Source organism: Polaribacter sp. R77954 (assembly GCF_044595335.1).
In the GTDB taxonomy this organism is placed as follows: domain Bacteria; phylum Bacteroidota; class Bacteroidia; order Flavobacteriales; family Flavobacteriaceae; genus Polaribacter.
Window position 1 is genome coordinate 3,327,462 of the sequence record NZ_CP138992.1, and the last position, 14,364, is coordinate 3,341,825.

Sequence of the window (14,364 nt, forward strand, 5' to 3'; positions counted from 1 at the left end):
GTTAGGAGAGGTTTTTTAATTGTTATCAGAATACCCAACAGCAGTTCCAATCAAAGTAGCAGAAGTACAATCCTCTACTTTTACATTTACAAAATCGCCCAATTTGTAATGTTCTTTAGGAAAAACAATTACCGTGTTTTGGGTGTTTCTTCCTTTCCACTGATTTGGATCTTTTTTAGAAGTTCCTTCAATTAAAACCTCTTCCACTTTGCCTAAATGCTGCTGTGTTCTATATAAAGCGTGTTCTTGTTGCAGATTAATAACCTCAGTTAAACGTCGTTTTTTAATAGCTGCAGGCACATCATCATCCATTTTTTTACCGGCCAAAGTACCAGGTCTTTCTGAGTATGCAAACATAAATCCGAAGTCGTATTTTACATACTCCATTAAATCTAAGGTGTCTTTGTGATCTTGTTCTGTTTCACCACAAAAACCAACAATCATATCTTGAGATAAAGCCATTTCTGGAATTATCTTGTAAATATTATCAACCAACTCCATATATTCTTCACGTGTATGTTGCCTGTTCATTGCTTTTAACATGGCATTACTTCCACTTTGTACTGGTAAATGAATGTATTTGCAAATGTTTTTGTGTTTTGCCATAGTGTGAATAACGTCTAAACTCATATCTTGAGGATTTGACGTTGAAAAACGAAAACGCGTTTTAGGAAATTTTGTAGCACACATGTCTAACAATTGCGAAAAATCTACAGCAGTTGCTTGAGCCATTTCAGTTGCTTTCTTAAAATCTTTTTTCAAGCCACCTCCATACCATAAAAAGCTATCTACATTTTGTCCTAGAAGTGTAATTTCTTTGTAGTTTTTATCCACCATTTGTTGAATTTCTTCTAAAATACTTTTCGGATCTCTACTTCTTTCTCGTCCACGAGTAAAAGGAACTACGCAGAAAGTACACATATTATCACAACCTCTTGTAATTGATACAAAAGCAGAAACTCCATTAGAATTTAAACGTACAGGAGAAATATCTCCATAGGTTTCTTCTTTAGATAAAATAACATTTACGGCATCTCTACCTTCATTTACCTCTTCTAATAAATTTGGTAAATCTTTGTAAGCATCTGGGCCAACAACTAAATCAACTATTTTTTCTTCTTCTAAAAATTTTTCTTTTAAACGTTCAGCCATACAGCCTAAAACGCCCACTTTCATTTTTTTGTTAACCTGCTTTACAGCGTTGTATTTCTGTAATCTTTTTCTGACTGTGGTTTCAGCTTTTTCTCGAATAGAACACGTATTTACCAAAACCAAATCGGCTTCTTCTAAGATTTGAGTGGTATTGTAGCCTTGTTTGTCTAAAATAGCAGCAACAATTTCACTATCGTTCATATTCATTTGGCAACCATAGCTTTCAATGAATAATTTTTTCGTGTTCTCTTTTTTATTTTCGGTAACAAGCGCTTTGCCTTGTCTTTTTTCGTCAATGATTTTTTCTACGTGTTCCATCTTTCAATTTATCATTAAAGGGTGGGCAAAGATACAACCAAAAATACATTTTTATGACAAATTGGCAGAAAAAATAGTTTCGGTTTTTAACTTAAATTAATAAATGTTTCTAATTTTACCAAAAACATAAGAATTACTATGAATAGTATCAGTTTCTATAAAGAAAGAATTAATTCAGCAAAAAATTTAGATTTTGGCACAATGTTCAATTTAATTATTGAGCTTTACAAAAAAGTTTGGGTACAAGGCTTGTTGCTTTTTATTTTTAATGTGATAATCATGTTGCCAATAATTATACTAGTATATGTGCCATTGATAGTTGCATCATTTGCAAGAGCAGAATCTGGTGATTATAGTTCGGATTTTATGACGGATTTTTTTACTGGCTTTTCATTTGTCTATATAGTTGGAATACTTTTTTTATTCATAGTTTTAATAGCACTTTCGGCTGCGTTAATTGCTGGTTTTTACAGAATTGTAAATCGATTAGATTTTAATCATTTAGTAAATACATCTGATTTTTTTTATTTCATCAAAAAAAAATACATACTTAAATTATTAGTTTTGATGGTAGTAAGTATGATTATAGTAGCATTATCTGCTTTACTGTGTTATGTGCCACTGATTTATACGATGGTGCCAGTTTCTTTTTTTATCGTGTTTTTTACCTTTAATCCGGAACTCTCGGTTGGTGCTATTTTTGAGTTGAGTTTTAAACTTGGAACAAAAAAGTGGTTAATTACATTTGGGTTGCTGTTAGTTATCGGTATTATTGTTACCATAATAGGAACAATTACCTGTGGTTTAGGGTATTTCTTCTTGATTCCTTTTTCATATCTACCTATATATATCATTTATAAAGAGGTAATCGGTTTTGAAGAAACCAATGAAATTAATGAAATAGGGAATCCTATGTTAAATGAATAATTAAACCAATAAAAAGCTTCTGTTTTGGTAGTTTTTAATATTAAATTAAGATGTAAAACATCACAAATAAAAAAAACTGACTACTTTTGCAACATAAAATAGTACGTTTTTAAAGCGTTTTAGCGACAAAAAGAGATAAATGGCAAAGAATTTAGTTATAGTTGAGTCACCTGCAAAAGCAAAAACCATCGAAAAATTTCTTGGAAAAGAATTTCAAGTAGAATCGAGTTATGGGCATATTGCAGACTTACCATCCAAAGAACTGGGTATAGATGTAGAAGGAGATTTTAGTCCTAAATATATTGTTTCTACAGATAAAAAACCTGTAGTTAAAAAATTAAAAACCCTAGCAAAAAAAGCAGAAGTTGTTTGGTTAGCTAGTGATGAGGATCGTGAAGGAGAAGCCATTGCTTGGCACTTAAAAGAGCAATTAGAGTTAAAAGATGAAAATACAAAACGTATTGTTTTTCATGAAATTACCAAAAAGGCCATTTTAAAAGCAGTCGAAAATCCTAGAGATATAGACTATAATATGGTAAATGCGCAACAAGCACGTAGGGTTTTAGATCGTCTGGTTGGTTACGAATTGTCGCCAGTTTTATGGCGTAAAGTAAAAGGCGGTTTGTCTGCAGGAAGGGTGCAATCTGTTGCAGTGCGATTAATTGTAGAAAGAGAAAGAAGTATTCTAGAATTTAAAGCACAAACACATTATAAAGTAATCGCAGAATTTTTAAATCAAGAAGGAAAAAAGTTTAAAGCTACTATTCCTAAGAATTTTAATTCAAAAAAATCTGCAGAAGCATTTTTAAACTCTTGTGCAAATGCAGATTTTTCAATTGCTGATTTAACAAAAAAGCCAGCAAAAAAATCGCCAGCAGCACCATTTACTACATCAACATTACAACAAGAAGCCTCTCGTAAATTAGGCTTTGCAGTGGGTAGAACCATGCAGGTTGCACAACGTTTGTATGAAGCTGGTTTAATTACTTATATGAGAACAGATAGTGTAAATTTATCTGTAGATGCTAGAAATGAGGCAGAAGAAGAAATTACAAATTACTACGGAAAAGAATATAGTAAACAACGTGTTTTTAAATCGAAAGCAAAAGGAGCTCAAGAAGCTCATGAGGCCATCAGACCAACAAACATGAAAATGCATTCCATTGCAACAGAATATGATCAAAATAGATTGTACGATTTAATTTGGAAAAGAACCTTAGCATCGCAAATGAGTGATGCACAATTGGAAAGAACCAACGTAAAGATTGAAAACTCTAATAACGATAAAATCTTTACAGCAAATGGAGAAATGATAAAGTTTGATGGTTTCTTAAAAGTGTATTTAGAAGGTACTGATAATGAAGAAGAGGAGCAAGCAGGAATGTTGCCGAATTTAAAAGTAAATGAGGCGTTATCTTACGCTTTTATCAATGCAACACAACGTTTTACAAGTCCTCCTTACAGGTTTACTGAAGCATCTTTGGTAAAGCAATTAGAAGAGCTAGGTATTGGTCGTCCTTCTACATATGCACCAACAATTTCTACAGTTCAAAGAAGAGGGTATATTGAAAAAGGACAAGATGAAGGGAAAGAAAGAAATTACGAACAGTTAATTTTAGTTGATGGTTCTGTTAAAAGTAAATCGTTAACCGAAAAAACAGGGGCAAATAAAAATAAATTAGTACCTACTGATATTGGGAATATTGTAAACGATTTTTTAGTCGCTAATTTTTCTAATATTTTAGATTTTGGTTTTACTGCAAAAGTTGAAAACTCTTTTGATGATATTTCTGAAGGTGATGAAAACTGGACAGAAATGATTAAAGAATTCTACACTAAATTCCACGATAATGTAGAGGATGTTAAAGAAAATGCAGAAAGAGAAAGTGGCGAACGCATATTAGGAAAACATCCACAGAGTGGAAAAACAGTTTTAGTACGTTTGGGTAAATTTGGACCAATTGCACAAATAGGGGCTCCAGAAGATGAAGAAAAGCAGTTTGCCAGTTTAAATAAAGATCAAAACTTAGGAACCATAACAATGGAAGAAGCGTTAGAGTTATTCTTGCTTCCTAAAACTTTAGGTACTTATGAAGGCGAAGAGGTTATTGTGTCTAATGGGCGTTTTGGCCCTTATGTAAAATTTGGTAAAATGTATGTTTCTCTAGATAAAGGAGAAAACCCAATGGAGGTAGATTTACCAAGAGCAGAAGAACTGATTGAAGCAAAAAAGAAAGCAGACGCTCCTATTTATCATCATGAAGAATTACCTGTTCAAAAAGGGGTTGGGCGTTTTGGACCATTTTTAAAATGGAATGGAATGTTTATCAACGTAAATAAAAAGTACGATTTTGATAATCTTTCTGATGATGATATTGTTACTTTAATTGAAGAAAAGAAACAAAAAGAAATTGATAAGGTAATCCATAATTGGGAAGATGTTGAGATTAAGGTTGAAAAAGCAAGATGGGGAAGGTTCAATGTAATCAAAGGTAAAATTAAAGTAGAATTACCAAAAACAACCAAAATTGAAAAGCTATCTAAAGAAGAGGCTATTAAAATGATTGAGGCTAAAACTCCAAAGAAAAAAATAAGAAAAAGAAAAACTACTAAAAAGAAATAAAGATTTTTGGTATATTGCGTTTACAAGTAAAAATTGATGAATAAAGAATTCTTATCCCCTGTTAAAGAAACGGCTTTAGCACACTTAGTGTTGCACTCTCCTTATTGTTTAGGGAATAGTATTAAAATTCATACCCAACAAGATGGTTTTCCAGAATTAGAAAATATTAAGTTAGCTATTTTTGGTGTTCAAGAAGATCGGAACTCAGAAAACAATTTTGGATGTGGTGATAATTTGCATTTTATCCGAAGAAAATTGTACGAACTATTTCCAGGTAAATGGAATTTAGAAATTGCAGATTTAGGTAATGTACTAAAAGGAAATTCCGTTTCAGATACGTACTATGCAGTTTCAGAAATTATTACTTCACTTGTAAAACAACAAATTATTCCTATTATTATTGGAGGTGGCCAAGATTTAACCTACGTTAATTATAGGGCTTACGATTGCTTAGAGCAAACTATAAATATTACAGCCGTAGACAGTCGTTTTGATTTAGGTAATTTAGACGATGACCTTACTTCTCAATCCTATTTGAGTAAAATTATCATGCAAAAACCAAACAATTTATTCAATTACAGTAATGTTGGTTATCAAACGTATTTTAATGCTCAAGAAGAAATAAAATTATTCGATTCTTTGTTTTTTGACACGTGTAGATTAGGAAAAGCTAAAGAATTAGAAAATATAGAGCCTGCTTTTAGAAATGCAGATATTGTATCTATAGATTTAGGAGCAGTAAGACAAAGCGAAGCACCAGCTAACAATAATGCATCACCCAATGGTTTTTATGGCGAAGAAATTTGTGCTATTGCAAGATATGCAGGGATAAGTGATAAAGTTTCGTCATTTGGTATTTACGAGTATAATTCTAAATATGATAATAATCATCAAACAGCAAGTTTAGTGGCTCAAATGATTTGGTATTTTATAGAAGGTGTTAATTTTAGAGTAAAAGATTATCCGTTTTCTGGTAAAGAGAATTATCAAAAGTTTACAGTTATTATGGAAGATGATGATTCTTTGGTGTTTTATAAAAGTAATAAAACAGGAAGATGGTGGATGGAGATTAAAATTTTATCAGATAATAAATACAAAAGACATGCGTTAGTACCATGTACATATAAAGATTATACAGATGCAACAAGGCAAGTAATACCTGAAAGATGGTACAAAGCCATGCAAAAAATGATATAATTTACGAATTTAATAGAAATGAATACGTTAAAATATAATTTCAACATTGTATCTTAGCAAAAAAAATAATAGGTTTACGAACTTTTAGTAAAGACAAAAATATAATATGAAAAAAGCAGCCATATTTGCACTTTTAATAGCCGTTTTTTACAGTTGTGGTTCTAATGATAGAGGAGAATTAGTGGGTGTAAAGTCTAAGAAAAAATGGTTTTCAGAAAAACCTTATGGAATGGCATTAATTCCTGGTGGTTCATTTACCATGGGTAAGCAAGATCAAGATATTTTGGGTACTTTAAATACACCTACAAAAACGGTTACTGTAAGACCTTATTATATGGATGAAACCGAAATTACAAATAAAGAGTATAAAGAATTTGTGTTTTGGGTTAGAGATTCTATTGTAAGAACAAAATTAGCAGAGCAAGCAGAGTTTTCTTCTTTAGGGGCAGATGGTAACGAAGATGGTAATCGTAGAACTTCTGGAATTCAAAATTATGCCTACAAAGATACTGTAGAAAATACAACACCTTATCAGAAATATATGTATGAAAATTACTACAGTTTTGATACGATTCAGCCATTAAATTGGGATGAAGATCTTATTTGGGAAAAAGACGAGTATCCAGATGTTGATTATGTAGAAGTTATGGATTCTTTATACATCAGCAGAGAAGAAGCTGTTGATGGTATTAGAACTTTTAATACCAAATACTTAAACTATAAATATTCTTGGTTTGATAGAGATAATGCAGCAAGAAAAGGTGGAAATAGAAAGGATTTTGTAGAAACCGAAATTTTAAACATTTACCCAGATACTACAGTTTGGGTTAAAGATTTCAATTATTCTTATAATGATCCAATGCACCAAGATTATTTTTATCATCAATCTTATGGAGATTACCCAGTAGTTGGGGTTACTTGGGAACAAGCAAATGCTTTCTGTAATTGGAGAACCAAAAAGAAAAATGATTATCTAAGAGGTAAAAAAGGATCAAGTTTAGTGCCAGATTTTAGATTACCAACAGAAGCAGAATGGGAATATGCTGCAAGAGGTGGCTTAGAATTTGCAACTTATCCTTGGGGAACAGGTAGTACCACAAGTGATAGAGGTTGTTTTTTAGCGAACTTTAAACCTGTTAGAGGTAATTACGCTGTTGATGGTGCATTATACACAGTTGAAGCAAAATCATTTAATGCCAACGATTATGGTTTATATAATATGGCAGGTAATGTTTCTGAGTGGACAAATACTGCGTATAATTTATCTTCTTACTACATGGCATCAACGATGAACCCAAATGTAGAAGATCGAAAAAATAAAAGAAAAATTATTAGAGGTGGTTCTTGGAAAGACGTTGCATATTATTTAGAAGTAGGTTCTAGAGATTATGAGTATGCAGATACAGCAAGAAGTTATATTGGTTTTAGAACTGTACAAAATTATTTAGGTACAACAAACAAATAAAAATTAAAAAGAAAATAAGAATTAAAAAAAAAGAAAAATGGCACAGTCAAGAGGTTACAAAAAAACAATGAATTTTATTTATGGAATGGGAGCTGCAGTGGTAATTGTAGGAGCTTTATTTAAAATTCAACACATATCTATAGGACCAATAACAGGGGGTGTAATGTTAACAATAGGTTTATTAGTGGAAGCTGCGGTTTTTGCAATTTCTGCGTTTGATGCTCCAGAAGATGAATTTGATTGGTCTAAAGTATACCCTGAATTAGGAGAAGATACTGTTGCAACTAAAGCTGAAGAAAAAGTAGGTGCAGAAGGATTGCTATCTCAAAAATTAGACAATCTTTTACAAGAAGCTAAAATTGATTCAGCCTTAATGGATAGTTTAGGAAATAGTATGAAAAACTTTCAAAATGCAGCAGAAGGTTTATCATCTGCATCAGAGTCAGTGGCTTCTACAAATAAATATAATGAACAAGTTTCTCTAGCTGCAGCTCAAATGGAATCTTTAAACAGTTTATATAAAGTTCAAGTAGAAAACACAACAAAACAAGCCAGTTTAAATACTGAGGTTGTAGAAAATACTCAAAAACTAAAAGAACAGATGGATTCTTTAGCAAAAAACCTATCTTCTTTAAATGGAGTTTATGGTAATATGCTTTCTGCAATGTCAAGTAAATAATTAATTAGTTCAACGAAATTTTATAACAAGAAAAACTAATTACTATGGCAGGAGGAAAAATGTCTGCAAGACAAAAAATGATAAACTTAATGTACCTTGTATTTATTGCAATGTTAGCAATGAATATGAGTAAAGAAGTATTATCAGCTTTTGGCTTCATGAACGAGAAACTAACAGAAAATAATATTTCTACGATAGAAAAGAATAACGAAGCCTATGCTAACTTAGCAACTAAGGCCTCAGAACAAACAGCAAAGTTTGGAGAATTAAATAAACAAGCGAATAAAATAAAGAATTACTCTAATGAGTTTTATGCATATCTAGATGATTTAAAGTCTAAAATGACTTCAGGTATTGAGGACAAAACAGATTATGAGTCAATGGATAAAACAGAGTTTCTAGATGTCTATTTTTTTAAAGGTGATGGATATACTGAAAATGGGCAAGAGTTTTTAGATAAAATTAATAACTATAGAACTAATGTTATTAGTGTTTTAGGTGAAAATAGTAAGTTTACATCAATCATAAATGATAGATTCTCTACAGAACCAATTGAAAATAGTAAAACAGGAAGAACAGTAGAATGGTTAAAGGCGAGATATGAAGGTTTTCCATTAGTGGCATCTTTAACAAGTTTAACTCAAATGCAAGCAGATATTAGAAACACAGAAGCAGATATTGTAACCTCTTTATTAGGTGGTAAACTAGAAGAATCTTTATCGTTGAATAATTATAAAGGAATTGTTGCGTTAGATAAAAACGCATATTTTGCAGGCGAAAAAGTAAGTGGTAAAATAGTATTAGGACGTTACGATGCTACTATGATTCCTGATAATGTGGTTTTAAATGGTAGAGACTATAAAAAAATAGAATCTGGTCAAGTTATTATTGATATGCCAGCTGGTAATGTAGGAAGTCATGATATAAAGGGTAAAATTACTTTTACTCAAAATGGCGAGCCAGTAGAAGTGCCTTTTGAAAGTTCGTATTCTGTTATCCCAGAACCAAGTAACGCTGTGGTTTCTGCAGACAAGATGAATGTAGTTTACAGAAGCTTAGCAAACCCAATTTCTGTTTCTTTACCTGGTGTGGGAGATAATAACTTAAATGTTTCTGCGTCTGGAGGTTCACTTTCTGGAAGTAGAGGTAAATATATTTTAAAACCAGGGGCAGGTAAAATAGCAACCATTAATGTAAGTGCAAAATTAAGCAGTGGTAAAACTGTAAATTCTAAAGCAACGTTTAGAATTAAAGATTTACCTGCAGCAGTTGGGCTTGTTCGTAATCAGTCAGGTACTGTTAAAATGCCAAAAACTGGTTTAGCTAATTCACCAATCACAGCTGGTTATGAAGATTTTGACTTCGACTTAAAAGTAAAAGTAACAGGCTTTAAAATCAAAATACCTGGTCAGTTAACTATTATTGTAAACGGAGATAAGTTAACAGCAGACGCAAGGCAGAAATTATCTAGAGCCAGAAGAGGAGATCAAATTAATATTTATGATATTAAAGCAACTGCTAATGGTGTGCCTCTTAAAAAGGTATTTCCTGTAAACATAGAGTTAACAAATTAACATAAAAAAATTAATGATGTATAAAAATTGTTTCATATTATTTTTCACCCTTTTTACAGCTTTAGCAAGTGGGCAATCCAATATGCTAAACTGGAAAAATCCTGAAGATATTGGTAAAAAAAATGAACAGCAAATTTTAGCAGATAATGATGGACCAATTCCTTACGGATATGTAGATGATAGAGATATTATGTGGTCTAAAGTGGTTTGGGAGTTTGTAGATTTAAATCAAAAGATAAATTTACCTTATTATTTTCCTATTGATACACTAAATATTTCTCCAGATAGAAGATCTTTATTTGATACACTTGTAAAAGGAATCAGACAAGGTAAAATAGAAAATGCATACACAGATTCTTTTTTTACATCTAAGATAACCCAAGAAGAAATAGAATCTCGTTTAGTAAACGTTCGTGAAGAAAATGGATACACAGACACCTATACATTACAAGCACAAGATATAGGAGGTTATATGCTAAAAGGAATGTGGTATTTTGATAAACGTCAAGGTGAAATGAAATACAGATTGCTAGCCTTAGCGCCAATGGGAAAAGATGTGCAATCATTTGGAGTAGAAGGCGTAGAGGATGAAAGCTTATACGAATTGTTTTGGATATTTTTCCCATCTGCAAGACAAGTGTTGCATGATTCTAAAGTGTTTAATCCAAAGAATGCATCTCATCCTATCTCTTACGATCATTTGTTAAACGCAAGAAGATTCAGTGCTGTTATTGTAAGAGAAGAAAACATTTACGGAAACAGATCTATTTCAGATTATGTTCGTGGTAACTCGTTATTTCAGTTGTTAGAAGCTGATAAAATCAAAGAAGATATTAGAAATAGAGAAATTGATATGTGGAATTATTAATACATCTTGTTTAAAACACAAAAAAACGTTCCAATAATTTTGGAACGTTTTTTTATATCTAAATTTTGGTAGAATTAAAGAATTTTTACAAAGTGAAAGTAGATTATATAATTGTTGGTTTAGGGTTAGCAGGTTTGGCATTTGCTGAAGAATTGGTAGAGGCAAATAAAAGTTTTTTAGTTTTTGAAGATGATTCTCAGACATCTTCTTTAGTGGCTGGTGGTGTTTATAATCCAGTAATTTTAAAACGATTTACACCAGTTTGGAATGCCAAACAACAATTAGAAATAGCCCTACCATTTTATGAAAGATTAGAAAAAAAATTTCAAACTCAGTTTGATCAAAAGTTCATCATCAAAAAAGCATTCAAATCTGTAGAAGACCAAAATAACTGGTTTTCTGCCACAGACAAGCCATTATTGGTTGATTATTTAGACCCACAAATAGATCATCAAAAAAAAACAGGTGTTTTTGGAGATTTTGGTTTTGGAAATGTAAACCATGCAGGAAGAGTAGATACTAAAAAATTAGTAGACTTTTATAGAGATTACCTAAAAGAAGAACGTAAAATACAATTTGAGCAATTCGAACATCAAAAAGTAAAATTCAAAGAATACGAATTAGAGTACAAAGGAATCAAAACAAATAGAATTGTTTTTTGCGAAGGTTTTGGTATGAAACAAAACCTCTTTTTTAATTATTTGCCTTTAAATGAAGTAAAAGGCGAATTAATTACAATTTACGCACCAAATTTAAACATCAACTTTTTATTAAAATCTACTTTATTTGTATTGCCTTTAGGAGATCATTTTTATAAAGTAGGTGCTACTTTTAATTGGAAAGACAAAACCTCTAATCCATCAGAAGATGGAAAAAATGAGTTGATAGATAAGCTGAAAAAAGTTATTGATGTCCCTTATAAAATTATAGATCAAACTGCAGGAGTAAGACCAACTGTAAGAGATAGAAGACCTTTAATTGGCCCACATCCAGCATATCCTCAATTAGTCATTTTAAATGGTTTAGGTACAAGGGGTGTAATGATTGCACCAACCATGGCAAAACAATTATTCAATCATTTAGAAAAAGGAGAAGATTTAGATCCTGTTTGTGATATCAAAAGATTTGAGTAGTTGTAACTTCCAACTTCCAACTTCACTCTTCACTCTTCAAACTTCCAGCATTCTTTTCATAACTCACAAACATATTAATCCAAAGAATTCGAGATAGTCTTAAATTTATAGGAGCTAAAACAATTAAGGCGACTATTACAGATAAAAAAGATTCTAGTAAATCAAAGTTAAAAGCTAATTTAGTAACTACAAATACAAAAATAGAAATTGCTACAGTTATGCCGTAATTTATATACATAGCACCATAAAAAAACGATGGTTCTAACATATATTTTAAATTACATGCGCTACAATTGTTGTGCAATTTGGTAATTTTTGCAGGATTAAATGTAAACCCATATTTAAAGAAATCACCTTCTTGACATTTTGGGCATTTTCCCTTTGCAATACTAAATAACTTTGACCCTTTTTTAAACATCTGAACCTTAAAATTTATATACTTTTGCAAAGGTAAATTTTTTGCCTACTTAATTCAGTAACAATTATTACATTTTATGTTAAACGTTCATAATTTAACGGTTTCCTTTATGGGAACAGATTTATTTTCAGGAATCACTTTTAAATTAAATAAAGGAGATAGAATCGGCTTGATTGGCAAAAATGGCGCAGGAAAATCGACCTTATTAAAAGTGCTTTCTAAAGATATAGAAAGTAGTGGAGGTACTATGGCATTTGACAAAGATGTTCAAATTGGCTTTTTAAGACAAGATATTGATTTTGTAGAAGGTAGAACTATTTTAGAAGAGGCGTATCAAGCTTTTGAAGAGATTAAAAAAATTGAGTTAGAATTAGAAGATATTAATAATCAGTTAACAACTAGAACAGATTATGAGAGCGATTCTTACACACAATTAATACAAGATTTAACAGACAAACAAGAACGTTACGAACTTTTAGGGGGATACAATTACCAAGGAGATACAGAGAAAATTTTACAAGGTTTAGGTTTTCAAAGAGAAGATTTTGATAAGCTTACAGATACTTTTTCTGGTGGATGGAGAATGCGTATTGAATTGGCAAAATTATTGTTACAAAACAATGATATTTTATTATTAGATGAACCTACCAACCACTTAGATATTGAATCTATCATTTGGTTAGAAAACTTTTTAAAAGGATATTCTGGAGCAATTGTACTGGTTTCGCACGATAAAATGTTTTTAGATAACGTAACCAATAGAACTATAGAAATTTCTTTAGGACAAATTTACGACTACAAAAAACCATATACACAGTTTTTAGAATTAAGAGCAGAAATTAAAGAAAAACAGTTACAAGCTCAAAAGAATCAGGAAAAAGAAATCAAACAGAAACAACAACTGATTAATAAGTTTAAGGCAAAAGCGAGTAAGGCTTCTATGGCACAATCGTTAATGAAACAGTTGGATAAAGTGGAGTTGATTGAGGTAGATCAAGATGATAATGCAGCCATGAATGTGCGTTTTGCGATCTCTAAAGAACCTGGTAAAATTATTATTGAGGCAGAAAATTTATCGAAAAGTTATGGAGATAAACACGTTTTAGAAGGTGTAGATTTATTAATAGAAAGAAATAGTAAAATTGCTTTTGTTGGGCAAAATGGACAAGGAAAATCAACTTTGGCTAAAATGATGGTGGGCGAAATTCCGTTTGAAGGGCATTTAAAACTCGGTCATAATGTAGAAGTTGGGTATTTTGCACAAAATCAATCAGAATATTTACCACCAGAAAAAACAGTGTTAGAAATTATGGAAGATGCTGCAACAGACTCTAACAGAATGCGTGTTAGAGACATGTTAGGTTCTTTCTTATTTGGTGGAGATGCAGTAGATAAAAAAGCCAAAGTGCTTTCTGGAGGTGAAAGAAACAGGTTAGCTTTATGTAAATTATTATTACAACCTTTCAATGTTTTAATAATGGATGAGCCAACAAACCACTTAGATATTGCCTCTAAAACTGTTTTAAAAGAAGCGTTGAATAATTTTAATGGAACTTTAATTGTGGTTTCTCACGATAGAGAATTTTTACAAGGATTAACATCAACTGTTTATGGTTTTAGAGATAAAGAAATTAAAGAGTATTTGGGTGATATCGACTATTTCTTAGAGCAACACAAAATGGAAAGTTTGCGTGAAGCTGAAAAGAAAACAGTAGTTAAAGTAGAAAAAAATACCACTAAAAAAGAAGCTCATCAATTGTCTAGAGAGCAAGAAAAAGAGTTGAAAAAGCTGAATAATAAGCTTTCTAAAATAGAAACTGAAATTGCAGATTTGGAAAGCGAAATTGAAAAGCTCGACTTAGAATTGGCAAATAATTACGATGAAGTTTCTGCAAGACCTAATTTCTTTAAAAACTACAAAGCTAAAAAAGCAAAAGTAGACACATTAATGGAAGAATGGGAAAAGGTAGAAGACCAGATTTCTAAGTTTTCTTAACAATTGGTAAGTAA

The 14,364-nt window shown here is 31.3% G+C and carries 11 protein-coding genes; 9 read left to right on the forward strand and 2 right to left on the reverse strand.

Translation table 11 applies throughout. The features are described 5' to 3' along the window. Positions 1 to 15 precede the first annotated feature (15 nt). Positions 16 to 1,470, reverse strand: a complete 1,455-nt coding sequence (miaB, locus tag SJY27_RS14560) for a tRNA (N6-isopentenyl adenosine(37)-C2)-methylthiotransferase MiaB (protein ID WP_397445602.1) — start codon at positions 1,468 to 1,470, stop codon at positions 16 to 18. A gap of 138 nt (positions 1,471 to 1,608) precedes the next feature. On the opposite strand from miaB, the gene SJY27_RS14565 reads away from it, so the two are divergent. The 8 genes from SJY27_RS14565 to SJY27_RS14600 all read left to right on the forward strand — a co-directional run bounded on the left by SJY27_RS14565 (position 1,609) and on the right by SJY27_RS14600 (position 11,936). After that, positions 1,609 to 2,397, forward strand: a complete 789-nt coding sequence (locus tag SJY27_RS14565; protein ID WP_397445603.1) for a hypothetical protein — start codon at positions 1,609 to 1,611, stop codon at positions 2,395 to 2,397. Positions 2,398 to 2,536: 139 nt separating this feature from the next. Then, positions 2,537 to 5,020, forward strand: coding sequence for a type I DNA topoisomerase (gene topA, locus SJY27_RS14570; protein ID WP_397445604.1), 2,484 nt, complete (start codon positions 2,537 to 2,539; stop codon positions 5,018 to 5,020). Between the two features lie 36 nt (positions 5,021 to 5,056). Continuing rightward, a complete protein-coding gene (locus SJY27_RS14575) occupies positions 5,057 to 6,217 on the forward strand; it encodes a formimidoylglutamase (protein ID WP_397445605.1) in 1,161 nt (386 codons plus the stop codon). A gap of 106 nt (positions 6,218 to 6,323) precedes the next feature. Next, positions 6,324 to 7,682 carry a gliding motility lipoprotein GldK gene (gene gldK, locus SJY27_RS14580; RefSeq protein ID WP_397445606.1) on the forward strand — a complete coding sequence of 453 codons (1,359 nt, stop codon included), beginning with the start codon at positions 6,324 to 6,326 and terminating at the stop codon, positions 7,680 to 7,682. A 37-nt stretch (positions 7,683 to 7,719) separates the two neighbouring features. After that, positions 7,720 to 8,361 (forward strand): gliding motility protein GldL, encoded by a 642-nt coding sequence (gldL, locus tag SJY27_RS14585; protein ID WP_397445607.1) that lies wholly within the window; start codon positions 7,720 to 7,722, stop codon positions 8,359 to 8,361. A gap of 44 nt (positions 8,362 to 8,405) precedes the next feature. Beyond that, the gene (gldM, locus tag SJY27_RS14590; protein WP_397445608.1) at positions 8,406 to 9,935 is read left to right on the forward strand and encodes a gliding motility protein GldM; all 1,530 of its coding nucleotides are present in this window, start codon (positions 8,406 to 8,408) and stop codon (positions 9,933 to 9,935) included. 16 nt (positions 9,936 to 9,951) lie between these two features. Beyond that, positions 9,952 to 10,803, forward strand: a complete 852-nt coding sequence (gene gldN, locus SJY27_RS14595; RefSeq protein WP_397445609.1) for a gliding motility protein GldN — start codon at positions 9,952 to 9,954, stop codon at positions 10,801 to 10,803. Positions 10,804 to 10,895: 92 nt separating this feature from the next. Next, on the forward strand, positions 10,896 to 11,936 hold the full coding sequence (locus SJY27_RS14600) for an NAD(P)/FAD-dependent oxidoreductase (RefSeq protein ID WP_397445610.1): 1,041 nt from the start codon (positions 10,896 to 10,898) through the stop codon (positions 11,934 to 11,936). A gap of 22 nt (positions 11,937 to 11,958) precedes the next feature. Here the strand turns inward: SJY27_RS14600 and SJY27_RS14605 are convergent, their stop codons facing one another. Then, complete coding sequence (locus SJY27_RS14605) at positions 11,959 to 12,354, reverse strand: DUF983 domain-containing protein (RefSeq protein ID WP_397445611.1); 396 nt, start codon at positions 12,352 to 12,354, stop codon at positions 11,959 to 11,961. A gap of 76 nt (positions 12,355 to 12,430) precedes the next feature. Here SJY27_RS14605 and SJY27_RS14610 point away from each other — a divergent pair, with 76 nt between their 5' ends. Beyond that, entirely contained in the window at positions 12,431 to 14,350 is a 1,920-nt protein-coding gene (locus SJY27_RS14610) for an ABC-F family ATP-binding cassette domain-containing protein (RefSeq protein WP_397445612.1), read from the forward strand. Positions 14,351 to 14,364: the final 14 nt, after the last annotated feature.